23 protein-coding genes are annotated in these 25,994 nt (G+C 33.4%); 3 read left to right on the top strand and 20 right to left on the bottom strand.

The window, feature by feature from the left end:
• Positions 1 to 17 precede the first annotated feature (17 nt).
• From C4F50_RS10425 to C4F50_RS10355, 16 genes are all read right to left on the bottom strand, one after another.
• The gene (locus tag C4F50_RS10425) at positions 18 to 1,190 is read right to left on the bottom strand and encodes an L-lactate MFS transporter (protein ID WP_193846639.1); all 1,173 of its coding nucleotides are present in this window, start codon (positions 1,188 to 1,190) and stop codon (positions 18 to 20) included.
• 385 nt (positions 1,191 to 1,575) lie between these two features.
• Positions 1,576 to 1,998 (bottom strand): hypothetical protein, encoded by a 423-nt coding sequence (locus C4F50_RS10420; protein WP_193846637.1) that lies wholly within the window; start codon positions 1,996 to 1,998, stop codon positions 1,576 to 1,578.
• Between the two features lie 561 nt (positions 1,999 to 2,559).
• Positions 2,560 to 2,994 (bottom strand): hypothetical protein, encoded by a 435-nt coding sequence (locus C4F50_RS10415; protein WP_193846635.1) that lies wholly within the window; start codon positions 2,992 to 2,994, stop codon positions 2,560 to 2,562.
• A 313-nt stretch (positions 2,995 to 3,307) separates the two neighbouring features.
• Positions 3,308 to 3,709 carry a hypothetical protein gene (locus C4F50_RS10410; protein ID WP_193846633.1) on the bottom strand — a complete coding sequence of 134 codons (402 nt, stop codon included), beginning with the start codon at positions 3,707 to 3,709 and terminating at the stop codon, positions 3,308 to 3,310.
• Between the two features lie 384 nt (positions 3,710 to 4,093).
• A complete protein-coding gene (locus C4F50_RS10405) occupies positions 4,094 to 4,534 on the bottom strand; it encodes a hypothetical protein (protein ID WP_193846631.1) in 441 nt (146 codons plus the stop codon).
• Positions 4,535 to 4,790: 256 nt separating this feature from the next.
• Positions 4,791 to 4,934, bottom strand: a complete 144-nt coding sequence (locus C4F50_RS10400) for a hypothetical protein (RefSeq protein WP_193846629.1) — start codon at positions 4,932 to 4,934, stop codon at positions 4,791 to 4,793.
• A 25-nt stretch (positions 4,935 to 4,959) separates the two neighbouring features.
• Entirely contained in the window at positions 4,960 to 5,358 is a 399-nt protein-coding gene (locus C4F50_RS10395) for a hypothetical protein (RefSeq protein WP_193846627.1), read from the bottom strand.
• A gap of 224 nt (positions 5,359 to 5,582) precedes the next feature.
• The gene (locus C4F50_RS25780; protein ID WP_255521128.1) at positions 5,583 to 5,705 is read right to left on the bottom strand and encodes a hypothetical protein; all 123 of its coding nucleotides are present in this window, start codon (positions 5,703 to 5,705) and stop codon (positions 5,583 to 5,585) included.
• Between the two features lie 325 nt (positions 5,706 to 6,030).
• The gene (locus C4F50_RS10390; protein WP_193846625.1) at positions 6,031 to 6,411 is read right to left on the bottom strand and encodes a CHASE3 domain-containing protein; all 381 of its coding nucleotides are present in this window, start codon (positions 6,409 to 6,411) and stop codon (positions 6,031 to 6,033) included.
• Positions 6,412 to 6,413: 2 nt separating this feature from the next.
• Positions 6,414 to 6,671 carry a hypothetical protein gene (locus C4F50_RS10385; protein ID WP_193846623.1) on the bottom strand — a complete coding sequence of 86 codons (258 nt, stop codon included), beginning with the start codon at positions 6,669 to 6,671 and terminating at the stop codon, positions 6,414 to 6,416.
• A 67-nt stretch (positions 6,672 to 6,738) separates the two neighbouring features.
• Entirely contained in the window at positions 6,739 to 7,122 is a 384-nt protein-coding gene (locus tag C4F50_RS10380; protein ID WP_193846621.1) for a hypothetical protein, read from the bottom strand.
• 2 nt (positions 7,123 to 7,124) lie between these two features.
• A complete protein-coding gene (locus C4F50_RS10375) occupies positions 7,125 to 10,646 on the bottom strand; it encodes a DUF6443 domain-containing protein (protein ID WP_193846619.1) in 3,522 nt (1,173 codons plus the stop codon).
• Between the two features lie 4 nt (positions 10,647 to 10,650).
• Positions 10,651 to 14,181 (bottom strand): hypothetical protein, encoded by a 3,531-nt coding sequence (locus C4F50_RS10370; RefSeq protein WP_193846617.1) that lies wholly within the window; start codon positions 14,179 to 14,181, stop codon positions 10,651 to 10,653.
• Positions 14,182 to 14,236: 55 nt separating this feature from the next.
• On the bottom strand, positions 14,237 to 15,892 hold the full coding sequence (locus tag C4F50_RS10365) for a T9SS type A sorting domain-containing protein (protein WP_193846616.1): 1,656 nt from the start codon (positions 15,890 to 15,892) through the stop codon (positions 14,237 to 14,239).
• Positions 15,893 to 16,244: 352 nt separating this feature from the next.
• Positions 16,245 to 16,829, bottom strand: coding sequence for an outer membrane beta-barrel protein (locus C4F50_RS10360; protein WP_193846614.1), 585 nt, complete (start codon positions 16,827 to 16,829; stop codon positions 16,245 to 16,247).
• A 195-nt stretch (positions 16,830 to 17,024) separates the two neighbouring features.
• On the bottom strand, positions 17,025 to 17,603 hold the full coding sequence (locus tag C4F50_RS10355; RefSeq protein ID WP_193846612.1) for an outer membrane beta-barrel protein: 579 nt from the start codon (positions 17,601 to 17,603) through the stop codon (positions 17,025 to 17,027).
• A 147-nt stretch (positions 17,604 to 17,750) separates the two neighbouring features.
• On the opposite strand from C4F50_RS10355, the gene gldA reads away from it, so the two are divergent.
• The 3 genes from gldA (at position 17,751) to C4F50_RS25840 (ending at position 21,125) form a co-directional block, all read left to right on the top strand.
• Entirely contained in the window at positions 17,751 to 18,647 is an 897-nt protein-coding gene (gene gldA, locus C4F50_RS10350) for a gliding motility-associated ABC transporter ATP-binding subunit GldA (protein ID WP_193846610.1), read from the top strand.
• Between the two features lie 358 nt (positions 18,648 to 19,005).
• Positions 19,006 to 19,827 carry a TonB-dependent receptor plug domain-containing protein gene (locus C4F50_RS25845; protein ID WP_348536996.1) on the top strand — a complete coding sequence of 274 codons (822 nt, stop codon included), beginning with the start codon at positions 19,006 to 19,008 and terminating at the stop codon, positions 19,825 to 19,827.
• A 29-nt stretch (positions 19,828 to 19,856) separates the two neighbouring features.
• Entirely contained in the window at positions 19,857 to 21,125 is a 1,269-nt protein-coding gene (locus C4F50_RS25840; protein WP_348536994.1) for an outer membrane beta-barrel family protein, read from the top strand.
• Positions 21,126 to 21,210: 85 nt separating this feature from the next.
• On the opposite strand, the gene C4F50_RS10340 is transcribed toward C4F50_RS25840, so the two are convergent.
• The 4 genes from C4F50_RS10340 to metF all read right to left on the bottom strand — a co-directional run bounded on the left by C4F50_RS10340 (position 21,211) and on the right by metF (position 25,928).
• On the bottom strand, positions 21,211 to 22,620 hold the full coding sequence (locus tag C4F50_RS10340; RefSeq protein ID WP_193846608.1) for a pyridoxal phosphate-dependent decarboxylase family protein: 1,410 nt from the start codon (positions 22,618 to 22,620) through the stop codon (positions 21,211 to 21,213).
• Between the two features lie 107 nt (positions 22,621 to 22,727).
• On the bottom strand, positions 22,728 to 23,951 hold the full coding sequence (locus C4F50_RS10335) for a dicarboxylate/amino acid:cation symporter (protein ID WP_193846606.1): 1,224 nt from the start codon (positions 23,949 to 23,951) through the stop codon (positions 22,728 to 22,730).
• Between the two features lie 151 nt (positions 23,952 to 24,102).
• On the bottom strand, positions 24,103 to 24,756 hold the full coding sequence (locus tag C4F50_RS10330) for a class I SAM-dependent methyltransferase (protein ID WP_193846604.1): 654 nt from the start codon (positions 24,754 to 24,756) through the stop codon (positions 24,103 to 24,105).
• 215 nt (positions 24,757 to 24,971) lie between these two features.
• Positions 24,972 to 25,928 (bottom strand): methylenetetrahydrofolate reductase [NAD(P)H], encoded by a 957-nt coding sequence (metF, locus tag C4F50_RS10325; protein ID WP_193846602.1) that lies wholly within the window; start codon positions 25,926 to 25,928, stop codon positions 24,972 to 24,974.
• Positions 25,929 to 25,994 lie beyond the last annotated feature (66 nt).

Below are 25,994 nucleotides of genomic sequence, written 5' to 3'. Positions count from 1 at the left end.
AAAATAAAACGCAATCGTTATCGACGAAATACTTTCGATTTTATTAATACACAAAATACCGATGTTGCAGCTAATATTCCTCCAAAAAAGTAAAAAATCAGCGTATAGTCCTTAAGAAAAGAAATGAGAAAAGGGCCTGCAAAAGCAGCGGCAGACCAAGCGATAAGTATAAAACCAAATGGCGTGCTCATTTTATCGGCTCCATAAATATCCTTGACAAAAGCGGGCATTGTTGCAAAAGCGCCGCCGTAGGTGCTTATGATAATAAAAACCAAAATTTGAAATACAAGTACTGCCGTTACCTGACTTAATATTATAAAACAAACGGCACCTAAAGCAAAGAAGAGGAAAAATACGTTCCAGCGTCCAATTTTATCCGACATACTGGACCAAAACAATCTTCCAAATCCGTTAAAAAAACCAATTAAAGCAACAAACTGAACCGCTTGCCGATCATCGATATGAATTATTTCTTTTGCCATTGGCACAGCAATTGAAATTAACGCAATGCCGCAGGTCGAATTTAAAAAAAGCATCAGCCAAAGACTATAAAACCGATTGTCTTTTAATAAATCCTTTAATGGAATTGAAGTTTGTTTTATGCTTTTTACGGCATCAGAAGAAGCGGGTACCGACAAACACAACGATCCCATTGTCATTAGCAAAAAATAAAAAGCTCCCAGCACATAAAATGCGCACGAGACCCCAAAAAGATGCACTAACGGCAATATTGCTGCTGAGGCAATTATAGATCCCAAAGCAAAAGACATTATGACCAAGCCTCCAGCAAAGCCGGGTTTTTCTGGAAACCATTTTACAACAATTGAAACCGGAGTAATGTATCCGAATCCAAGACCGATCCCGCTAATTACTCCATAAAAGATATAAAATAAAAAAAGTGATTTTTCTGCTATTGCAAAACCGCTGCCCGCTAGTCCGAGTCCAAAAAATAAGGCGGCAAGCAATCCAGCATTTTTAGGTCCTATCCGGCGGGTAAATTGCTGCATAAATGCTGCGGTAAGCCCCAAAAAACAAATTGCCAGACTAAAAGAAAGCTTTAACTGGTTACTATCCCATCCGTTTAAAGTGTGAATTGGGTTGATCCATACACTATACGCATATATAGAACCTATTGACAATTGTAGAAGCATTCCCGCTATCGCAATTATCCACTTGTTTATTTGTATCATAAGATGAAAAGTTACATTTACATCTTATAAAAATATTAGGCATTGGTTACAAAAAATGTGATTTTTATCGTGTTTTAGTAAAAAGTCGTAAATAAATTCACGAAATCGTTGTAAAAAAAACCAATTTAAAAAAATTAATGCGGTGCTGTGTGTTTATTTCTATATGGACTACTAGCATTTTGAGAATCTGCCTGTGAGTTCGTCCTGCAGTTCTTTACCGTCATACTTATAATCAAGTTTAAAATTTATCGCTATTTTACCTTGATATTTTTTATTTCATTATGCAAAGCCCTTATAAATCAAGTACGACATTGAATTGATTTTGTGTAAGCTTTTCATCTAAATGAACAATAAGATCAAAAGAGCTACACCCTGAATCCTTTATCTATTTTTCAGATTCATACATTTTTTCTTGAATTAAATATAAAAAAGATTTGGAATCATTTTTCCTTACTCCATTAATCTTGATACCGAAATGACTTCCCATGCAAATAGTATCTGTGATTTTTCCATTATGAAAAATTATTTGCATACGCACATCTATTTCACTTTGCTTTTCTTCAATTTTTAGTTTTTCATATTCTTTTATGAATCTTTCAATGTATTTTTCATCTTCTATTTTTTTATATTTTACGTCATCTCTAAACATTTCGCTTCGTATAGATTTACAATTAAGTCTAAAAGGAAAAAGTTTATTTCCTTTGAAGTAAAAAAACTCTAAATATTGATTATCAGATTTTAAAGTTTCATTTTTCACATTACAATTTAAGACTGAAAATATAATAATTATTAAAAATATGCTTTTCATATGTTAGGTTGTTTATTTCTTTATGTATTTTAGAAAAAAAGGGGTGCAAAATATTCCTTGATTAGCCATGTTCTGATTAAAATGTACAGTTTTGGATACATTAACGTCAGTTGAAGTTGGAGAGTTTGTGATGACTGGTAACCCTTGGTGATTATTTCTAGTAGTCAGCGCTTACCGAACCTCCAAAATCTATCCAAGATACATCTCTACCTCCTTTATGTAACGAACTTGGGTTTCGATTGTTTCCTCCGTCAGAAAATGCTGCTCCGCTTTTTCTAACACAGCATCAATTATGTTTAACTCTAATTTATTAGGGTTCCATGGATCATAATTTTTCCTCGTAATCGATTTTATATATTCAGAACTATTAACAATAGCAATTCTACTATTAAATTTACTTGTTATAATTTTCTTTTGTTCAGAACAAGATAACAGAAAAAAATACAAAAAAGTTTATTAATTTCAACTTCATGATTTTGTATTTTTAATTAACTACTTTCGGTTTTATTCTAGCATTCACTCCCTGCTCATCTTTAATTTTATTTTCTCTTTCTCTAACATTTAATTCATCCTACTGAACTTCAACCTTATTATTTCTTCTCTTGAAAATCCAGCTTTTAAAATCGCTATAGTGTCAGTAACTTGTTTTAATGGATTAACAATTATAATTGTAGGATATTTAGATATAGATTTAGCTAAATAAAAAGCATTGATTTTTAAGTTATCTATGCTTCTTGTTTCTGTTTCCGAATTTGAAATCGAATAATTTATCCCAGAATTTGCGCTACTAATTTTTTTTCCATTTATAAAATAAGCAAAATAAAAGCTTGTTATTTTAGGTTGTTTATCTTTTAATGTAAATTTTACAATAATTTCTTTTCCATTTTTTTCTATTTCGTTTTTTATAAAAGTATCTCTCATAGCAAAACAAATTATTGAACTAAACGAAATTAATAGTATGAAATGCCCCCAATTTAACTTTATTTTTTTTTCCATGATTTATAACTTTATTTTTTTACTAAGTTTTGAGTTGAATTAGCTCCTACTGCTATTATTCCTTTAAAATATCTTTCACTACAGCTTATCCAAAACCATCTATATGAATTTGCCCTTGTTCCGCATCAAACCCAACAGGTGGCTCTGCCATCATTCCATCAGGATCAATAAAATAAATTGGATTGTTTAGAGCATATGTATATGATTAAATCTACGAGATTTTTCAGCCAATGGGTCAATATTCATCCAACGTCCAAGAGCAGGGTTTTTACTGGAACTTTTCAGAGAGTGGAATATTTCTCTAAGCATTTTTTCATTTCTTTTCTGCCCATATTGGTAATTCTTTCCAGCCTCCATTAGGTGCTTCTTTGATACTATCTGGAACAGGAATATTTTGAAACATATCTGATATACTATTATCTTCTAATGAATATTGAATTAAATAACGTTTTCCTTCTTCTGCACTTAAATATACTTGCCCATTTTTATAATCCACTCCATTTACCGTATAAGTATAAATTATTTTTTTATGAGATAATATGGGCCAATACTTCTTAGTTACTAAACCTATAGTATAATTACCCTTTTCTAAGGGATTTAATTTAATTTCATTATATATTAAAACTCCTAGAAATGGTACAATAACAATCCATAAATTCCAATAAGATTTTTTTTTAGATATATAATTAATTTTTTGTACGATCCTCTTAAGCATAATTTATTGAATTTTATTTTGCATTACCTGCAGTTTGTCCAAAACAGAGTGAACTATACATATCTGCACTAGAGTGGTTTTCCAACCACCTGAAACATTTAATCCAGGAAGACTTTTATACCACTTTCAGCCTATATTGCTGACACTAGAATAAAGATTGACTTCCATCGGGTAGCACATTGCTGGCACAGCTATTCTTTATTATTCCATTTTTTTATAAAATAGAAAAACAATCCAATTACAAAAATGCATATTAAACTTATTGTTGAATAATCATTATTTGTGAAATATTCACCTCTTCTTTTATACAGCAAATAAATTGACCAAAATATGCTTAAGCCTAAACTAAAAGCCAAAATTTTTATTTTTTTATTCTTTTCCATTTTATAGCACTTCTATTCCTTTTTTTTGTAGTTCCATTATTATTTCAGTTATTTTTTCTTCAGACCATCCATCAATAAGACCACCTAAACTAATAATACTTTTATTACTATCCTTTCCATAAATCCTAAACTTCATTCCTCTTGAATTTGATCCTTCATATTCGTCTTTATATGTAAATCTAATATCAGTATATAGATAAGATTCGCTAACTCTTTTAAAAAAATAAATATTAAATACCAGCTTTATCTCTTCATGATTAGTTTCTATAGTCTTCAAATTTTTAAAAAAAGAAAGCATTAAGTTAGGAAGCATTACAAATAAAATCCATATCGGTAAAAAATTAGTATAAGTTAAATTTCCACCTATAGCAATAAATAAAATCAAAATATGAGATAATAAGATTCTATATAGTAAATATTGGTTATTCCTTTTAAATATCATTGTTATTGTTTTTTTAGATTATTATAAGCTGAAATTCCATTATTGATTGTCCCATATGTTCCATATGTTGAAATTCCATTGTATAATAGGTTCTCGCCTTGCGATAGACTATTAACAGAATTCATAAAGCCTTTAGAGTTTCCTAAAAGGTTAGAAGAATTAACACTTCCTGTAGCCCAAACCGAAACCGAATTAATTAAATGAGCATATTCGCAGCCTCTTTTGTCCAGCTATAAGACCAGGAATAGATGAAAAATTATAAAGAAACATCACTAGTTTTATCATAAAATGAATCTGCCATTTGATTAAATCGCTGGGCAATATTCATCAAACGTCCAAGAGCAGGGTCGTAATTACGTGCTCTATAGTCATACATCGCAAGTCCCTGCTCGTCTTGCAATTCTTTACCTTTGTACTTATATTTTTTATTTAACAGTTTTCTGTTTTGGCAAATTTCCTATCTCACTTCTTGAAAATCCAGCTTTTAGAATAATTACAGTGTCTATAATTTCTTTTGAGTAAATTCCTCTGATAATTTCAGGAGAATCAGGTAAATATAATATCTTATAGAATTTACCCATATCATTTTTAGAAATCCCTTTATGCAAACTACTTTCAAAGGAAGTATATCTCTTATTTGCAATATAATAAGACAAACCTAGGTATGATCGTTTAGGATATTCTTGTATACTATCAAATTTACCTATTGTTATTTTACCTTTTTCTTGTAGTTTATTATCCGTTCTATGGCTAATTATATATGCAAAAACAAAAATAAAAGCCAAGGGGCTCAGCACTAATATTAATTTTATATTTTTTTTCATATCATTTTACTTCTTGTGGAACTGAATTAGCTCCTACAACTATTATTCTTTAAAATACTTCTATTCCCATTGCCTCTCCAAAACCACTTCCTGAAAGATAATTATCCGTTGCTTTTCCAAAACGATTAGCCAGAACAGCAGAACCAGCTTGAACTGTCCATTTATTAAATGAGTCAGGAGTAGAAGTCTAAAACCTCATATCACTAACTTTGGAACACTACCCTTTATCTTGACGAATTTAGTATTTCTTCCCATGGAAATCCAGCTTTTAAGATATCTACCGTATCTATAATTTCTTTGGAGTAAATTCCGCTAATAATTTCAAGAGAATCAGTCAGATATACCATTTTATAAAATTTATCAATATCTTTTTTAGAAATTCTTTTATGTAAAACACTTTCAAAAGAAGTATACTTTTAATTTCCAATATAATAAGACAAAACGAAATATAAACGTTTAGGATATTCCTTTATACTATCAAACTTGCCTGTTGTTATTTTATCTTTTTCTTGTAATTTAGTATCTGTCCTATGACTAATTATATATAAAAAAGCAAAAATAAAGGCCAAAGGACTGAGTACTAATATTGATTTTACACCTTTTTTTCATAACTATTTTACTTCTTGTGGGACTGAATTAGCTCCCACGAATAGAATATCTTAAAATTACTATTTACTTACCTTCAATTTCTTCCCTTGAAAAACCCGCTTTTAAGATAGCAGTTGTGTCTGTGATTTGTTTTGAAAAATTTAGTCTAATTATTTTAGGATGGTTTGGTAAATATTTAAATTCATAGAATTTTTTAATGTCTTTTTTAGAACTTTTATATTGTACATCACTTTTAGAAGAAGTATATTTTTTTTTACCAATATAATATGATATGTATATGGTTGGAGACCACTTGGGAGGCACAAAAATTGAATCAATTCTGGCAATTTTCATTTCACTTTCTTTTCTTAATTCTTCGTCAGCCCAATAACTTCTTATATATGCAACTAAAAAAATAGAAAGCATAAGTCCAAAAATTAATATACCTTTTGTTTTAATTTTCATAATTATTTTACTTCTTGTGGAACAGAATTTGCTCCTATTGCTATAATTCCTTTAAAATATTCTCTAACCATTGCTTCTCCAAAACTTGAACCCGACAGATAATTATCCGTTGCTTTTCCAAAACGATTACTAAGAGCTACTGAACCCGCTTGAGCAACCCATTTATTAAATGAATCTGGTGTTTGAATGCCATCACCAGCCATAACATTATTAGGAGTCCAAGTAAGTGTTTCTCCAAAAATAGCTGGGTCAATATTCATATATTAAGCCCTAACTCCATCTTGAAGTTCCTTGCCATTGTACTTAAATTTTAAATTCGGTAGTGTTTTACTTTGGCGGACTTACTATTTCTTCTCTTGGAAATCCAGCTTTTAAAATCGCTATAGTATCTTTGATTTGTTTGTAATAATTCACTCTGATTATCTCAGGAGAACTTAATAAATATTTAACTTCATAAAACTTTCCTATATCTTTTTTCGTTATTCCTGTATGTAAATCATCCTGATGATAATTGTAATTTTTATTTTGTATATAATATGAAACATATATAATTGACCATTTTGGCAATCGATTAATACTATCAATTCTACCAATTGTGATTTCACCTTCTTTTTTTAACTTTCTCTCGTACATATAAGTTCTTATATATGCAAACAAAAAAAAAGATAACATAAGACCTAGAATTAATAGCGCTTTTATTTTTACTTTCATAATTATTTTTTTATTAAGCTTGGTGCTGAATTAGCTCCAACTGTTGCAATTCCTTTAAAATACTCTCTAACCATCGCTTCTCCAAAACTTGAACCCGATAGATAATTATCGGTTGCTTTTCCAAAACGATTAGCCAGAACAGCAGAACCAGCTTGAACTGTCCATTTATTAAATGAGTCAGGGGTAGTAGGACTTTTACCATCTATTAAACGATTAGGTGTCCAAGTAATAGTTTCTCCAAAAATAGCAGGACCTACCCCTGGTACTACAGAGCTAATAGTGGAAACCATATTTATTTCTCCCAAATTCCCTCCATTTGCAAGAAATTGAGCCGTTGCATTTGAAAACATATTTGTTGCTGCAGAGCCAAAAGTTATTTGCGAAAGTGCTGCTGTTGTCTCTGATAATAGATACGCACCTCCACCTGCAGCTCCTAATATAGGTGCGGTAACTATACCAGCAAAAGCTATTGCGTGTACAAAATCTTTGTCTGGCCCATATTCACCTGAAGAAACATAATTACTCTTATAACCTTTAATGCTCACATTGTTCAACTCTATAGTATTACCTATATCTGCTGCTCCATCTTGTCCAACCCAAGTAGTGGTTTCTTTATTATATATCCAGCTTCCATCCTTATCTTTATGAATTTGCCCTTGTTCCGCATCAAACCCAACGGGCGGCTCTGCCATCATTCCATCAGGATCAATAAAATAAATAGGATTATTTAAAGCATATGTATATGGATTAAATCTACGAGATTTCTCTGCCAATGGGTCAATATTCATCCAACGTCCAAGAGCAGGGTCATAATTGCGTGCTCCATAGTCATACATCGCAAGTCCCAGCTCGTCTTGGAGTTCCTTGCCATTGTACTTATATTTGTAATTTGGCTGTAAATTATCTGTATTATACCCTTGATGCTTTAAGCCAAAAGGATAGTAATTGTTTTCTTCTAGAACCTCCAGTTTGTTTGTTTTTGGGTTTTTAAAATAACTGAGGCGTACATTGCCCAAATGGTCGGTGTAGTTAAACACGTACCCAAAGGTATACGTTCCTGGGGTTGTGCTGGTATTTCGCACATAGCCTTCTGGCGTTGGAAAAAACTGTAAAACACCATTTTTATACTGAAAACCTGTTAAATAATTCGTCTTGGTTACAACCCCATTATCCGTGACAATTTTCTCTACTTTTTCGCCTGTTGCATTGTAAATATAATCAATCGTGCTGCCTGTTGCAAATGTTATTTTCTTGGGCAGATTAAGATGGTTATAGGTTATTTGGGTAATGTTTTTGTTTTGGTCTTTTATGAGATTTCCGTTATCATCATATTGGTAATCGTCTTCGGTGTCGTTGTAGCCGTCGCTGTCGTCTTTAAATCCCTGAGGGTTGTTAGACTTGTCGGTTACTTTTGTGAGCTGGTTGGATTCGGGTTTATAAAAATAATCCAGATCATCCATATTGTCTGCATAGGGGTTGCTCGAAACACCTGCCATAAACTTGCGCTGGAGTTTTAGGATGTTTCCGTTTTTATCGTATCCTAAGCTTTCTCCAAAATAATTTTTATTGTCTGTAAGTCTTGGTGTATGATAGACTGCTTCGATTAAGCGGTTTAACTGGTCGTAGTGGTAATCGTAAGATCGTCGCACGCCGCCGTCGGTAATTGTTCTCCATTGAATTCCAGATATGTTTCCGTTATACAAAGGTTTAGCGTTGTCTTTTGCCATATACAAACTATTATACGTTAATCTCATGGCAAATATATCGGGGCCAATGCTGGTTCCCGGCTCTGTCCGAACATCGTTTATATGAGTAAGCCAGCCTCTGATGTTGTAAGCATATAGTATTTTTTGCAGTGGGTCTGTCACAGTATTGCCTACATCTTTTTGCTCGAGTCTGCCTATTGCATCATAATGGTTGTTAGACAGGAGTTGTGCTGCTTCAGCATTTATTTTATGGGTATGGGTCAGCAAACGGTCCTGTTCCGAAAAAGTAAATTTTTCTAATATTTCAGTAATAAGTTTTGAGGTATCCAATCTATGCGCTGTAAATTTAGTAAGCGTTTTGCCAGTAAAATCGAGCATATGATCTATTCGGGTAAAACCGCCTAAATAATTGTTTATAAGATTTTCTATTTTTCTCTTTTTTGTATCATAAAATAGATAGGTTGTTTCTCCCGACAGTGCAGCTGCAGTTGTTAGTACTCTTGTCCATATACCGGTTGTCAAATGGTAATTATCGTAATCAACTTGCTGTCCACCAATAAAGTATGGCCTATAATTTATTTTTGCGTACTCATAATCATCATAATAATTTGCTGTTAGAATCTTAAGACCTGATTTTGGCTGTGCAGCATTTCCTTTTACAGTAATTCCTTCTATTATAACAGAACCGGGTTTAGTCTCTACTACCGGAATAAAAGTATTTTGTTCTTGCTGTAAACTATGTCTCGACTGTGTATTGACTAATGCGCTAACCCAGCCTGTATATATGGATCTGCCAAAAGCATCGTATTTGGTAATGAACCAGCCCGATGCAGTCTCATTCTGAAAAGGAGAATTAACAGGTCCCGTCGCTACAACCTGATTTTGTTTGTTGTAAACGATAAACTCCCATTGCTTACCGGGAAGTTTTTTCTCCACCATTCGATTGCGATAATCGTATTGGTATTGGTAACATAAATTGTTTAGCATGTCTTCTGTAATAGCTCCTTCCGCTTTTGGTGGAATCACATAGGTTAAATTACCGTATTCGTCGTATACATAGTACGTATCGTATTTTTTACGAGACTCATAGGTTCTTTTTAAAACAACCTGCCCTTCTTTATTTTTAAATTCTACTGTGCTTCCGTCTTCTTCAAGCGGATTGGCGACTGTATTTTCGTCATAAGTAATTGTTTTGTACAATTCATTTTTGTCATAATTTCCATTGTCCCAAAAAGAAATCTCGTACACTCCTGATGCTTCATTCCATGTGGTAATTACTTCAAACAATCTTACCTCGTCTGCAGTATTGGTCTGGTATTCTATTTTTATTTCATGTCCGCTATCCATTGCCCAATCGTTACCCGGAGCTGCTTGTTTTAAAACACGGTTTAATGGCGAAGTTTCAAACTTTTTTTGTGAATATGGATAAATTGTATTTTCATACGAATCTGTTTGGTAGTAGGATTGCACAGCATTTAAAGCTGCTTGAGAATCTATTTTATTGTAATTATTGTTTGCAGCAGTAAATGGTAAATACTCTTTTTCCTGTCTGCCAAAACCATCGTATTCAATAGGAGTAATAATATTAGAATCATCTCCGCCCTGCCTGATAGCGATGGTTTGTACGGGACGTCCCAAACCATCATAATAAGTAATATTCTCCTGTACATCACTGCTGCTTTTAACCCCGCTAACCTCAGTCATTGGAGATTTGAAAATACGGTTTATTATATAATTTTCATTGCGGGATTGTGCTTGCAATAGAGCTGTTATTAAAAAAAATAAAATGGCTGTATACTGAGATATATTTTTTTTCATGGTACTATTCTTTATAATTATACTGGTTTTCAGAAACTAAATTGCCTTGTGCATCTTTTACAAATTGCAATCTTCCAAAACTGTCATAAGTAAAGTAGGTAAATACATCCATTGCATTTTTGATCATACTTACTCCTATCAGGGGGTTATACATATAGGTTGAAATCATGGTATTGCCTAACCCGGAAGTTTTGTATGAGATTTTTTTTATCGCATTCAACATGTTTTCTTCTGATCCCGTACCTGACGAAGCGGTCTGAACTTCGTTTATCAAATTTGGAGCAATACTTTTGTAGGCTATGTTTTCAATTTTAGCTACAGGCAAAGTTTTATTATATCCCCAAACAAGTGCTACTGGGACACTTCCGTCTTTAGTGTATTGCAGGACATTTCCTTTATCATCATAAAGATCATAAGAAACTTTCTTATCTTTTACAGGATTTAAACCTGCTGTACCTTTATTTTCAAGGATATACGAAGGCAATAGCAAATTGCTTGTTGCAACACTTTTATCGTAAACTGTTTTTTGTTCAGACAATTTAGTTCCTCCTCTAAAGGTTTGAGTGTTTAAAGGGATTCCCACCCTATTTTGAGCAATCAAATCTTTTACAAACGGCTCACTTGCCATTTCAGGATCCTGCGGGTAGAAGTATTGGGTTTCTATTACTTCTCCTTTTGAATTTGTTCTGGTTTGTGAAGTTAATTGCAGATTTGTTGGAGTCTTATCGTAAAAATAATTTTCACTTTCTTCGACTATACCTTCTTTAAAATAACTTTTGGTCGTTTTTGATTTTAGTTTATCAAAACCCGTATAAATTTTAAAATACGGGATTTTTAAACCGGCAGGAATGTAATTTTCTATTGAATACTTGTTGACAGGATACCGTTCTAATCCGTTAAGAAAAATTTTTAGATCTGATGGAAATGCTGCAACATCAATCAAACTAATTGAAGGATATATATGCTTTGACACATTTTCTTCAGTAACACTGCAAAGTTCATTTTGATCTAACAACTCGTAATTAATTTCATCTACATATCCTCTGCTTTTTTCTACTTCTTTTCCGTAATAATCATATATTTCTTCTTTTACTATTTTATCATCATTGTAAGAAGCTTTTTTTAAGAGTTTCCCTCTGTGCCATTCTTGGGGCTCATCTTCTCTTCTGTCGTCAAACAAAGTTATTTCTGAAAATAACGGTTCTTTAAAGCTGAAATAATGATCTTCTTTAATTTCTTTTTTAGTGATATTATCATGTTCAATTTGACTCACTTTTGTGTACCCAACATTTGAACCCGACGTTTTATAAAGTGATAAAACCGAAGAGGATGACATTCTTATTCCTAAATCAACTCTAGAAGGTTTATCATAAGATCGCGACGGAGTATAAATTGAAATATTTTCAATATATGAAGGTACATTCATCATTCTTCCTGATGTAATATTATCATCATCCAAGTACTTAAAGTATGTTGTATAATTTGGATCATTTAAATTTTCATCTGTATAAGTCTTGATATCTTTGATACGCAGCCCTCCAACTCTAACATCATCACGCACTTTATCTCTATAGTTAATGGTAAAACTGCTGTTATGATAATTGTAATTAGTACTTGATAAATAATACGTTTGAACGATTACAATTTTCATTCTATAAGTACCTTTACCTCCAACTTCAAAATAGCTTTTTATATTTCCTGATGTATTTTCATCTTTAGAAATCGTACCATGGTATTTGATATCCTTAAAAGTTCCATCAGTTTGCTTTTGCTGCAGCCAAAACTCCACCTTATTAAACTCTGCATTTATATTTTTATAATCAGGAGCTTGAAATGGAAAATTTGAATTGATTAGTATACTTACCTGATTGGCATTTAAAGAAGTACTAAAAATGCTTGTTTCAAAAGGGTCGCTGTAAAATATTTTTCTTAACGGATTTGATTCGCTAGGAGTAGGATAAAAATAATCTAAACTATATCCTGAAACACTAAATGAAGGAGATTTTACAGCATATCTTTCATTTGAGATTGCATCAAAATAATTTGCCGTTGTAGCTCCGGTTAAACATTTATGATTTTCATAATTATAGTGTTTAACTCCTCCTTCTGGAAACTTAATACTTTTGAGTGAGAATGTCTTAGTGTACAAAGTATCCAGATCTCGATTAAAACCATAACTGCTCTCGACATTCTGAAAGGGCAGGATATGTTTAGGAAAAAGAGAATAGTTACTTTCTTTACCATTGAAATAGCCCCAATGATCCTGGGCTTTTGATGATTTAGAGGGTATTTTATCGTATAAATGATAATCAAATTGATAATTCTCGATTGCAGTATTTTTTGAATCGTAAAATTTAACTGCATCAAGCCTTAATCGTTTGTTCACTTCTTCTTTGTGAAAAAGATGGATATTGGCATTAAAGTAACTTTGTTCAAATCCAATCTTTCTAATTAAATTATTTGATTGATCATAAATTTTAATTTCCTGCAGCTTTTTAGCCCCTTGTAATAAATCTAATCTGTCTCCGTAAACAAAAATTATCTTTCCTTGGGGAAAAATAATTTCCGAAATCAATTTTTCTTTCGTACTAGTAACATTCCATTCAGGAGTAGCAGCAATTACCTGTTCTTCAGACCCTTTAGAAGCTGTTGCGGTTTTAATTGTTTCGCTGGATAAATTGGTAAACAAATAGTAATCAGCTGAAATATAATTATAAACAACTTCTTTGTTTTTTGGAGAAATAATCTTTTTTAATTGCCACGACTGATCAAATGGAGTAAGCCCATACTGACTTATAGAGGATGTTCCCTCTTTTCCTAAAATTAAATTATATCCATTAGGTAATTTAACATTAAAATGATCAAAAAACTTAGTATCAGAGACTGTCTTTAATTCATAGCCAACATCGATATCGTCTAATGGAAAAGTGATGAATTTTCTTAATTCCTGACTATACATAAACTTACCGCTGTGTCCAAAAAAACTATAATAAAACTCATCTGGGCGGGAATCTTCATTTCCGTAAACATTTCTTTTATCATTTCCTGCTAAAAATGCTTTTGAGTAAAATTGAGCTCTATACCTGTATTCATCTCCTGGACCTCTGCAATCAAATGGCGTACTTTCATGAGGATCTATCGAAGTTTTTAATCTTCCTATGCCATAAGTATTTTTGTTACCATAATCCTGATGCATAAAATAACGTTCATCTAATACACCATGATTATTTCTTGTAATTTGTCCGCCAATATTCAGGCTCCATCCTAAACCTACAGATGTTGCATCTTCTTCTACTTTTATACCTCCTGTATTGTAAGAAATGGAAATAGGGATTTCCATTCCATCAAGGTTAATCGAATATAAAGGAATATTTATGGAAGGCTGACCTGTATATAAAGAAACATTATTGATTAATCTTTTCTTAAACTGATAAGTTTCTGGCGGCAACGGAATGCCGTAATCGTATTCATTAGATTTTTGACTGTATAAATTAACAGATAATAATATAATCAGTATTGTAAATTTAATTTTCATTATAGTTGTATTAACTGGTTTTTATTCGGTTAGAAATGATATAAAAGCAAAGCATTTAATTTTTACCTTTTCTGATTACTTTTACTCCATCACTCTGTACGTTAGTTTTTATATTTATGATATAAATCCCTTCGGCGTAACGACTTAAATCAACAGGAATCGTTCTGCCTGTAATACTAAATTGCTGCAGTACACGACCTGCCATATCTACTACTGTTGCAGTTCCTCTTTCATATTCGTACCCTACAATTATATTGGTAAAATCAACTACAGGATTCGGAATCGCTTCCAGACTTTTTCTTTTAATTTTATCTGGTTTTAATTTGTCTTTTAATTTAACGACCCAAAAATCGTTGCCGCCAATACTGGATTTCTTTTCTTTTGAGGTGCTGGATTTTGATGTTCCTGCCATCAAATAACCACCGTCTCGTATTTCGAAAAGTTTTTGTAATACGTCCTCACCATTACTTCCTATTTTTTTTCTCCAGATTTCCTCTCCTTCTTCATTTATTTTTAAAGCGATGTAGCCCCCTTTATTTTTATTGACAATTCCTGCTGCTTTACCCGCAATTCCTTCTCCCGTGTGTGAATCTTCAGTCTGGCTGTAGCCGCCAATAAGATACGTGTGATCCTTATTTTCTAATAAGGATGTGAGTATGTCTGTTTCTCCAAAATCAAACGTTTTGCTCCAGATTACATCCCCGTCGGCATCAAGTTTTAAAACCCAATAATCTGTACCGCGCCCCACCATACCACCTAATGAGGTAAGCGGACCAGTACTGTTGGAATTTCCTCCTACAATATAACCGTCGTCTTCTGTCTGGTGAATTACATATAACTGGTTGTCTCCATTACCGCCATAAGTTCTCTGCCATTCGATACTGCCTGTTCCATTAATTTTTATAATCCAGTAATCTCCAATTCCCTTACCGGCTTCTGTTTTATTTCCAGATTGCGGGGAGTTGGAATAGCCGCCCAAAATGTAGCCGCCATCTTTGGTCTGCTCCATGCTTCTTAATACATCGGCATAGCTGCCTCCATAGGTTTTTTGCCATTCTACAACACCCAGCTTGTCCAGCTTAACGATCCAATAATCCATGTTGCCATAACTTTTTTCTGATTTTGCATATAGATCTTCAACAGCAAAAGAAGACGAAACCTCTGATACAGTAGTCTCGATTATTTTGGGACTGGAAGAAGAGGAGCCTCCTAATATATAACCGTCTGTAGTCTGAAAAGCACACAACAATTCATCCTGACCGGTACCGCCTATTGTTCGCTGCCATTGTTCTTCACCTCGGGCATTGAGCTTAATTACCCAAAAGTCTGTACCTCCTTTACAAGGATCTTTTTTCTGGAAATCATTAGGAGAATTGGATGTTCCAGCAAGAATATAACCGCCATCTCTGGTAATTTTTATGCTTTGAAGTAAGTCGAAGCCACTGCCTCCTATATTTTTTTGCCAATCGAGATCTCCATTTTCATTCATCTTCCAAAGCCAATAATCAAGGTCCCCCAAATTACTATCTGTTTTATTTCCCGTTTTATCAGATAAGGAACTGCCCGCTAAAATAAAACCGTAGTCTGCAGTTGGCTGCGCATCAAACATATAATCTGCATGTATCCCTCCATAAGTTTTCTCCCAAAGAATATCTTGAGAATACATAAGTGAGGTGTAAAAAAAGAGCATGCAATAGTAGATTTTCTTCATATCAATTTATATTAAGAATATTTATTTAGTAAAAAACTCACAATTAGCAATTATAAGCAGGATTTAACTACAAAACAATACCGGGATCTTGGTATTTTTTACAAATATTTCTTATATAAAATTTAAGCTAATTGTATTCTATTTTTCTCTACATAAAAATGCCCCCAAATAGAATCTATCTTTTTTGGAGGCTGTCCTGTCCTCTTGAAAATTTATTTTGAAGTATTATAAAAACTCAATAGGGTGCATTTTTTATGGACTCACTACCGCTATCAAATGCTTAACGAAATCAAGCTATACAAAAAAAGCACTCCAAATTGGAGTGCTTTTAATGATTATTGAAATCTAAAGATTAGAAGTTTTTAGAAACACCTATGTTAATCGTTTTTCCAAAATTAAAATAGAATGATTTTACATCGGGTCCGTTATTATCGAAGCTTAATGTTTCGTACCCTAAACCTCCGATGCTAAAGTTAAGACCAAAACCTTTTTTCATATTAATGAAAAGAGCTGGAGTTACACCTGCATACAGTCCATCAGCTTTTGTTGTTGAAAGAAGGTCTCCTTCATCATCATAATTTTTTACTTTTTGATTGTGAAAACCGGCACCTAAATCTGCAAAAACAGAAAATGTCTCGGTCAAAGGAACTGTATAACGTACAAATGCCCCAGCCTTGAAACTATTAAATTTTGATTCGCTACCTCCGTTGTTTTGTTTAGAAGATTCAAGTCCAAATTCTCCTCCCACTGTCCAGTTATCGTGCAATTGATACCCGACCTTTGGAGAGAATTCAAACGAATTTGTTTTTATGTCAACTACACCGTAATCAACATTTTGAGAATTGTAACCAATGTTTCCTCCCACTAAAATTGTTCCTTTTTGGGCATTTGCAAAGCCAAATACTGACAATGCAAGAATTAGTAGCATTTTTTTCATTTGTGATATTTATTAAGATTTCACATACAATGAGCAACAAAAATACCAAGATCAACAGATAGTGTTTTTAGTAACAATTAATTAAAAACAATCCTTCTTTGAGAGAGCGTAAATTAAAAAAATGAAAACAAATTGTTATCATAAAAAAAGCACTCCAATTGGAGTGCTTTCTGAAATTGAATATAAAAACTAAGATTAGAAGTTTTTAGAAATTCCAATGTTAAATGTTTGACCGAAGTTAAAGTTAAATCTTTTAACGTCTGGACCATTATTATCATAGCTTAATGTATCATATCCTAAACCTCCAATGCTGAAGTTTAAACCGAAACCTTTTTGCATGTTGATGAAAAGAGCAGGAACTACACCAATGTACATTCCGTCTGCTTTATATTTTGAGTAGTTTGCTCCAATATAATCTTTTTCAGTACGGTTTTGAAAACCAGCTCCTAAATCAGCAAATACAGCAAAAGTTTGGCTTAATGGCATTGTATAACGTACAAATGCTCCAAATCTTGAAGTATTTGTTTTGTATTCGTTTGCTCCTTGATCATCTTTTGAAGAAGCAACAGTAAATTCACCTCCAACAGTCCAGTTATCATGAAATTGGTAACCTACTTTTGGAGAAAAGCTAAATTCGTTTGATTTTGTTTCACTAAAACGAGAATCAGTCGTTTCAGAAGTATAACCGATGTTTCCACCAACTAAAATTGTTCCTTTTTGTGCGTTTGCAAAACTGCAGATAGCTAAAGCAGCCATCACTAAAATCTTTTTCATTTTGGGATTTTTATTAAATTTATGTTTCCTTTAACAACAACAATGCCGTGAATTGCGGGTCTCTTAATTTTTTTAAGAAATTCTTTAGAATACAAAATGTAGCAATCAAGACTATTTCTGTTTACTTTTGCAGTAAATAAAAAGTCCATGTCGATAGAAGTAAACAACATATCAAAAAGTTACGGAACACAAAAAGCATTAAATTCAATTTCGTTCTCGATTCAAAAAGGAGAAATTGTTGGATTTTTAGGTCCAAACGGAGCTGGAAAATCTACCTTAATGAAAATTTTGACCACTTATTTATTGGCAGATGATGGCACAGCCCTTGTAAATGGTCACGATGTCATGACAAACACCAAAGAAGTACAGCGGTCAATTGGATACTTACCAGAGCATAATCCGTTGTATTTGGATTTGTATGTTCGTGAGTATTTGGCTTTTAATGCCGATGTATATTCGGTGCCAAAATCAAGAATTGAAGAAGTTATCGAACTGACAGGACTGACACCAGAAAGCCATAAAAAAATTGGCCAGCTCTCTAAAGGTTACCGCCAGCGTGTAGGACTTGCGAATGCTTTGCTGCACAATCCCGATGTTTTAATTCTGGATGAACCAACTACAGGTCTGGATCCTAACCAGTTAATGGAAATTAGAAATGTAATCAAAAATGCAGGAAAAGATAAAACGGTTTTTTTATCGACACACATCATGCAGGAAGTCGAAGCAATTTGCGATCGTGTCATAATAATTGACAAAGGGCAGATTGTTGCAGATAATAAATTGGATCATTTAGTCAATACCAATAACGAGCAAGTTATTGAGGTAGAGTTTGATTTCAAGGTTGAAGAGCAGCTTTTGGCCAGACTGCAAAACATTTCTTCGTACGTTAATACGCATGACATGACCTGGGAACTGACATTTGTTACCGATAAAGACATGCGCCCAGCAATTTTTGACTTTGCAAACGAAAACGGTTTAAAAACTTTACAATTGAATCAGAAAAATAAAAATCTGGAAGCCGTTTTTAGAGAGATTACCAAATAATTCTTCAAATCTCAATTAAGATTTTATAAGGAAATCGGTTCGTTTGGATTCAAAACGAACCGATTTTTTATTTTTATCAAAATCGCATTCCGCCTACTAATCAATTCTTTAAAAATAAATAGCAAAAATTAACAACTATTTTTATTTAGACTTATTATAAATAATTATATCTTTGGCAAATCAAAATTAAATGCCACAAGTATGTTACGTATACGTTTCACCATAAAAAAAATTATTTCAGCTGTTTCAATTCAAGCTTTAAATCTTCAAAAAAGAGTTTCAAAGAGATTAGAACAAATTGTTCTTCAATAATGATCTCTCCGAAATAAAATTTAAAGTATTGTCAAATTTAAACAACATGAAAAATATTATAACCTCCATAATGTTTGCTTTTTCAGCATATGGATTTTCACAAACTGAAAAAGAAAAGGACAGCATAATTGAATCTTCTGTCAATTTGCTGGACGAAATTGTAATCGCAAAAAAGAAAGTTTTGTATGCACAAAAATCAGATCGCCTTGTTTTTAATGTAGAAAACAGCATTGTTTCTGAAGGCGGGACGGCGCTCGACGTTTTGTCTCGTGCGCCTGGCGTGGTGGTTTCGCAGGACGGAAATTTATCTATTCGCGGACAGCAGGGAGTGAGCGTGATGATCAATGGTAAATTAACCCAGCTTTCTCAAAAAGAACTGGCTAATTATTTAAAATCAACTACCTCATCCAATATAAAACAGATTGAAGTTATTACCAATCCTTCTTCAAAATACGATGCTGCCGGAAAAGCTGGAATTATCAATATTATACTGAAAAAGCCAAATGCGTCTGGCTTAAAAGGAACTGCATTTACAAGCTACGGACGCGGCAGAAAAAATAGAACCAATTCTGGCTTTAATTTAAATTATAATAAAGACAAATGGGGTGTTTTTGGGAATTACAGTTATACTTTCCGCGGTGAAGAAGAACATAAAGAATTCAATCAAATGCAGTTTACAGATGTATCCCGTCAGGAAATTGCAACCAAAAATCATCAGACTTCGATTACCGATGAACCTTTGACTTCTAATAATTTTAAAGTTGGAACACAATATGAAGTTTCGCCAAAAACCAATTTAGAATTTTACGTCGATGCCAAAATTGGGCGTTATGAAAAAACTTTGCAAATGGGACTAATACTCTTATAGACAATACAAATCTGCCTATTTTTAATGCTTTGACTTATAACGACAGCAAAGAAAAATGGAATGATTATACGTATGCTTTTTCGGGCGTTCATAAATTTAATACCGAAGGAAGTACTATGAATTTTGATTTTGAATATGAAACCTCAAAATTTAGATCGAATCAGTTTCAAAGTGCAGCTAATACGGCAAACGCCACAGTTGTGAATGATAGACGCGGTTTTATTCCGTCGCAGTTAAAAGTTTTTACAGGTAAAATTGATTTTGTTAATCCATTCAAAGAAAAACAATCTATCGAATGGGGTTTTAAAACAAGCATTAAAAACAATGATAATCCGTCTGTTTATGAGTTTTACGAAGACAATCAGTGGCAGATCGATCCTAATTCGACCAATCATTTTGAATATAACGAACAAATTTATGCAGGTTATATCAATTACAAATATCAGCTGGAAAAACTGAACATTCAAGGCGGTTTACGATCAGAATACACGATGATTGACATTGACCAGAAAACGCTGAATGAAAAACACAAAGACGATTATTTAAAATGGTTTCCGAGTCTTTCGCTAAAATATGAATTTACGAGTAACCATGCCGTTCATGTTTCTTACAGTAAGAGAATTAACAGACCCAGTCAGTTTGATTTGAACCCGTTTCGTTTTTATGATGATTCTTTTAATTACTCACAGGGAAATCCGAATCTGATTTCTGAAATTACGCATGCTGCGGAAATGGGTTATGCTTGGAAAAATGCTTTTATGGCAACCGTTTATTTTAACAGCACAAAAGATGTTTTTACAGAAGTGTACAACTATAATCCGGACACGAACACAACTGTCACCACGCAGATCAATGTAGCCAAATCATACAATTACGGCGTAAACATCACGAATAGTTCTGAGCTTAGTAAATGGTGGTCTGTCAATACTTTGTTTAATGTGTTCGAAAATAAATTCATGGGGAATGTACTAAACAGCAGTACAATTGACCCAATCGTGACGGTTAACCTGAATCTCCAGAATTCATTTACAATAACCGAAACTTTAAAAGCTGAAGTGAATGCTAATTTTCAGTCAAAATCAAATCTTGGAGTTTATCAGCGTGATGCTTTTTTTGATTTTAGTGCGGGCGTTTCCAAACAAGTTTTGGATAAGAAAGGAACGATCAAATTAAACTTTACTGATATTTTCAATACTAATAATTTCTATATCAAATCTGTAGTGGCGCAAACCAGTATGGATAAAAAATATGAGCTCGATAATCGAATTGCAACCATTGCTTTTACATATCGAATCTAAAATTCGTTCTTTATAATACCTTGTTTTTTGTTTTTTTTTGTGTTAGTTAAGAGCCTGTTCCTTCAAACAGGCTCTTGTGTTTTAATTATATTTCTAAATCCAGAAGTGTTTCTTTCATCTCCTCGATTACAATTTTAATATCATTTTCGGCAGTTCTCCAATTTACAAAAGATGCTCTGATCCCTTTTCGGTTTTGATATACGGTTGGCGTCATAAACACATTGCCTCGGTCGTTTAAAGCAGTTAAAAATGAGGACACTTTCTCTTGATTGTGATCTCCTTTTAGGGTAAAACAAACATTATTTAATCGAATTGGCGCCAATAACTCAAACGAATCCTGCTCGATCAGGGCATTGCCAAAATGCAGTGCCAATGAGGTGCTTTTTTCGATAAGATCGCAAAATCCTTCTTTTCCATACGCGACTAGAGAAAACCAAACCGGAAGTGCACGCAGACGTCTGGAGTTTTCAGGAAGAAAATTTAAATAATTAAAATTCTCTAATGCGTTTCCGAGATAGGGTGCATTTGAATTTTGAAAAGTTTCAATCTGCAGATTAATATGCTCTTTATTAATCAAATAAAAAGCACTTTCATACGGAACATTCAGCCATTTGTGACAATCAATTGTAATACTGTCTGCTCCCTCCCAGCCTTCTATTAAATGCTTGTATTTTTCTGAAACTGCTGCAAAACCTCCAAAAGCTCCATCTATATGCCACCAGAATTTATATTTTTCTCTAAGTTTTGAAATAGCATTAAAATCATCAAAATCGGCTGTGTTTACAGTTCCAGCACTCGAAATTAAGATAAATGGTTTTCCGTTTAATGCTTGAATGTTTTTTTCTAAATCTTGAATATCGACAGCTTCACGATTGCCTTCAATTGTTTTGACCAAAGTAAAATTATGACTCCCTATTCCAAGCATAGAAAGGGATTTTACCGAAGAAGAATGCGGTGTTGCTGTTAAAATATTGATCTTTTCAGAGATTCCGTTTTTAGCAAAATCTTTTCCAAACTGTGCTCCAAACCATTGTCTGGCAACACCAAGTGAAGTAAAATTTGACATGGTTGCCCCCGTTACAAATCCGCCCAGAAAAGTATCCGGTAAATCTAAAAGCTGCAGCAAAAGGTTAATCGTTTCAAATTCTATTAAGGCTGCTGTACCGCCCTGCCCGTTTACACCCTGCGGATTCTGATCGTAAACTGCAGCAAGCCAATCGCCGGCAATAGAAGCAGGAGTTGATCCTCCCGTTACAAATCCCCAGTATCTTGGTCCGGGAGAAGATACCATTAAAGGCGCTAATCTTTGATTAAATTCTTTTAGAGCTTCGACAGAGCCCAAACCTGTTTCGTTCAGACTTCTTTTGGGATCTATTTTATAGGTAGTTGATGTTGGAATGTTTTCCAGATTATTTAGAAAATCTATTCCCTGTTGTTTTGCTTTTTCTAAGATGTTTTCGAAATCATTAAGATCTTGATGTAGTATTGAATTCATATAATTTTTATTTGAATGAACTGCAAATTGGTTTCACGCAGTCCCGACAGCTATCTGGAGCACACAACGCAGATTTGAATTTTAGAATTTATTTTTTTTATTTGAAGCTACCATTTGGTTTTCTCCGAAAATCTCGAAACAAGCATCGAAGAAATTACATCTCCATTTGCGTTTAACAAAGTTGCAATTGGATCTACTAGTGTTCCTAAAATCATTGCAACCGGCAGTGCTTGCTCCATCGGAAAACCATAAACGGTAATTGCCAGAACTTCGCCGATATAACCACCGTTCGGGATACCGCCTTCGACTATAGAAACGATTACCGTGATTCCTAAAGCTAAAAGTATGGTTGAAGGTTCTGTGAAATCTTTTCCGAACATCGCGAATAAAAACGTTATTTTTAAAATAGAGGACATACTCGAACCGTCTTTGTGTAAAGGTGCTCCAAGCGGAATAACTAAATTTCGAACGTGAGACGGAATTCCCATTTTTTGCGCAGCATCCAAATTGGCCGGAATCGTTGCAATACTGCTGCAAGTCCCGATTGCAGTTAAAGACGGCGTAATGTTATTGCTCCAGAAAACGTTGAAAGCTCTTTTGCCGCCGGCAATAATGGCATATAAACTGAAGAATGTGAAGAAGTAAAAGATACAGGCAGTATAATAAACTGCCATAGGTTTTGCATAAACACCAAACAGCTGTGGCCCGAAAATACCAACCTGATAAGCAAAATATGCCCCCAAACCAATGGGTGCAAATTTCATTATGATATTCAAAAGTTGTTTCATAACCTCGTTTCCAGAATCGAGGAAACTCTTAAAGGCAGTTCCTTTTTCGCCAGACTGCAAAGTAGCAAATCCAATTAAAAAAGAGAAAACAATCAATGCCAGCATACTTTTGCGTGACAACAATTCAAAGAAATCATTTGCCGTAAGCAGTTTTGCAATCTGATCGCCCGCTGATCCCGAATCAACATTTTCAAACGCAACTTTCGTAATAGCTATATCCTGATGAATTGGAAAAAGATAAACGGCAAAGATCATGACAAGGGCTGAAATAAGAATAGTCGCCAAAAAAACCAGTATCATGATAACAAACAATTTTCCTAATTTTTCTGTTTTCTCCAAATTAGCAATCGACGAACCAATTGTAAAAAATATTAAAGGAATTATTGCTGTAAAAAGTAAATTCAAGAAAATATCTCCAAGCGGTTTTATTACCAAAACTTTTTCTCCAAATACCAATCCGAAAATGCTCCCAATTATAATGCCTCCAAGAAGCAAAAGTATGCTGCTATAATTTTGTAGAAAATTGATTTTCTTAACTTCCATAATTGTAAACGATTATAATTCAGAATGATTAATAAAAGAATGAAAGTACTTAAAAAAAGACTGCGAAAATTGATTAGTCATTTTTTCCACAGATTATAGGATTAAAATGATTTTTAATCTGTGCGAATCTTTTCTATCTGCGGCAAAAAAATTATTTCTCCAGAACAATAGTTGTAAAAGCTCTGTCGACCAATTCGCCGGTTTTACTTTTTACTTTTTCAGTTAAAGTTTCTTTATAAATAATTTTAAATGAAGTTTTTTCAACTAATTGCAATGCTTTTTCTATACTGTACAATTCAAATTCGAATTGTGTAAACGGAAGCTGTTTCATAAAACTTTCTTCTGCAAAAGTCAAACAGAAATTACCATTTGGTTTTAGAACTCTGTAGATTTCCGAAAGCAGCTCTTCTGGCTTCTGCCAAAAATAAATGGTATTCACCGTAAATATTTTATCAAAAGTTTCCTCTTCAAACGGAATTTTATTTCCATCATATAAAGAGAAAAACGCCTGCTTTTGAGAAACAAAATTTCGGTTAATCTGTCGTGCTTCCTGAAACATCAGATCTGACATTTCTAGTCCGTAGTATTTTAGGTCTTTTGCTTTTTCAAATAAAAATTCAACGTGCCCGGCATTTCCGTGACCCAATTCCAGAATTTTATTTGATGCCGAAATATTTAGATTTTCAATCGAATGTCGGGTCATATTGATGTTCGTTTCGTTCATCATATTTCCCATTTCAATTCCTTTTTCTCCAGAAGGTTTTTTTAATTGAGAAGCAATGGCTTGTAATTCTTCGTCTTTCATGATATGAAAATTTTAAACTTCTAAATTAAACAAAATCCTTGAATGAAAATCTAAATAAAAAAATCCAAATTCCAACTTCACACATTTTTTATCATTTCGACGAAGGAGAAATCTTCGTAAGCAGCTCCGCAACGAGAATCCAATTTTTATCGAGTTTCTAGCGAAGATTTCTCCTTCGTCGAAATGACAAAACTGTCGTGTTAAGTATTAGGAGATTAAAAAACCTGACTTGCGATCTGTCTAATATTCTCAGATTTTCCCATTGAATAATAGTGTAAAAACGGAACTCCGGCTGCTTTTAATTCTAATGACTGCTGAATCGCCCATTCGATTCCAACTTGTTTGATTTCAGCATTGTTTTTGCATTTATCTACTGCATCGATTAAATCTTCCGGCAGATCAATTCTGAAAATCTGCGGTAATATTTGTAAGTGTCTTTGAACAGCAATTGGCTTAATTCCTGGAATAATCGGAATTGTGATGCCAATTTCTCTTGCCTTTTCCACAAAATTAAAATATTTAGCATTATCAAAAAACATCTGTGTTACCACATAATCAGCTCCTGCATCTACTTTTTCTTTTAATCTTTTTAAATCAGATTGTAACGACGGTGATTCTAAATGTTTCTCAGGATATCCCGCAACACCAATACAAAAATTAGCTTTATTATCGATATCCATCACTTCATGCAGATATTTTCCACAATTTAAATCGTTGATCTGACGAACTAAATCAATTGCAAAATTATTCCCTCCCACTTTTGGCGTAAATGACTGCTCATCTTTCATTGCATCACCACGAAGCGCCATTACATTGTTGATTCCTAAATATTGACAATCAACCAGCATGTATTCTGTCTCTTCTTGTGTAAAACCGCCGCAAAGCAAATGCGGCACAGTATCTACATTGTATTTATGTTTTATAGAAGCGCAGATTCCAAGCGTTCCCGGACGCATACGAGTTAGTTTTTTATCCAAAAGTCCGTTGCCTTTATCGATATATATGTATTCTTCACGCGAAGTGGTTACATCAATAAACGGCGGTTTAAACTCCATCAAAGGATCGATGTTATCGTATAATTCCTGAATACTTTTCCCTTTTTGAGGCGGAATAATTTCAAATGAGAATAATGTTTTTCCTTTAGCGTTTTCTATATGTTCTGTTACTTTCATTCTTAAAGTTAGGTTATGAGTTAAGTGTTTTGAATGGGTTTGTGTAAAATCTGAATCAAAAACTTA

Origin of the sequence: Flavobacterium hungaricum (genome assembly GCF_015182285.1) — a bacterium.
In the GTDB taxonomy this organism is placed as follows: domain Bacteria; phylum Bacteroidota; class Bacteroidia; order Flavobacteriales; family Flavobacteriaceae; genus Flavobacterium; species Flavobacterium hungaricum.
The sequence above is the reverse complement of the archived record's forward strand: the minus strand, read 5'-3'. Positions and strand labels throughout refer to the sequence as shown.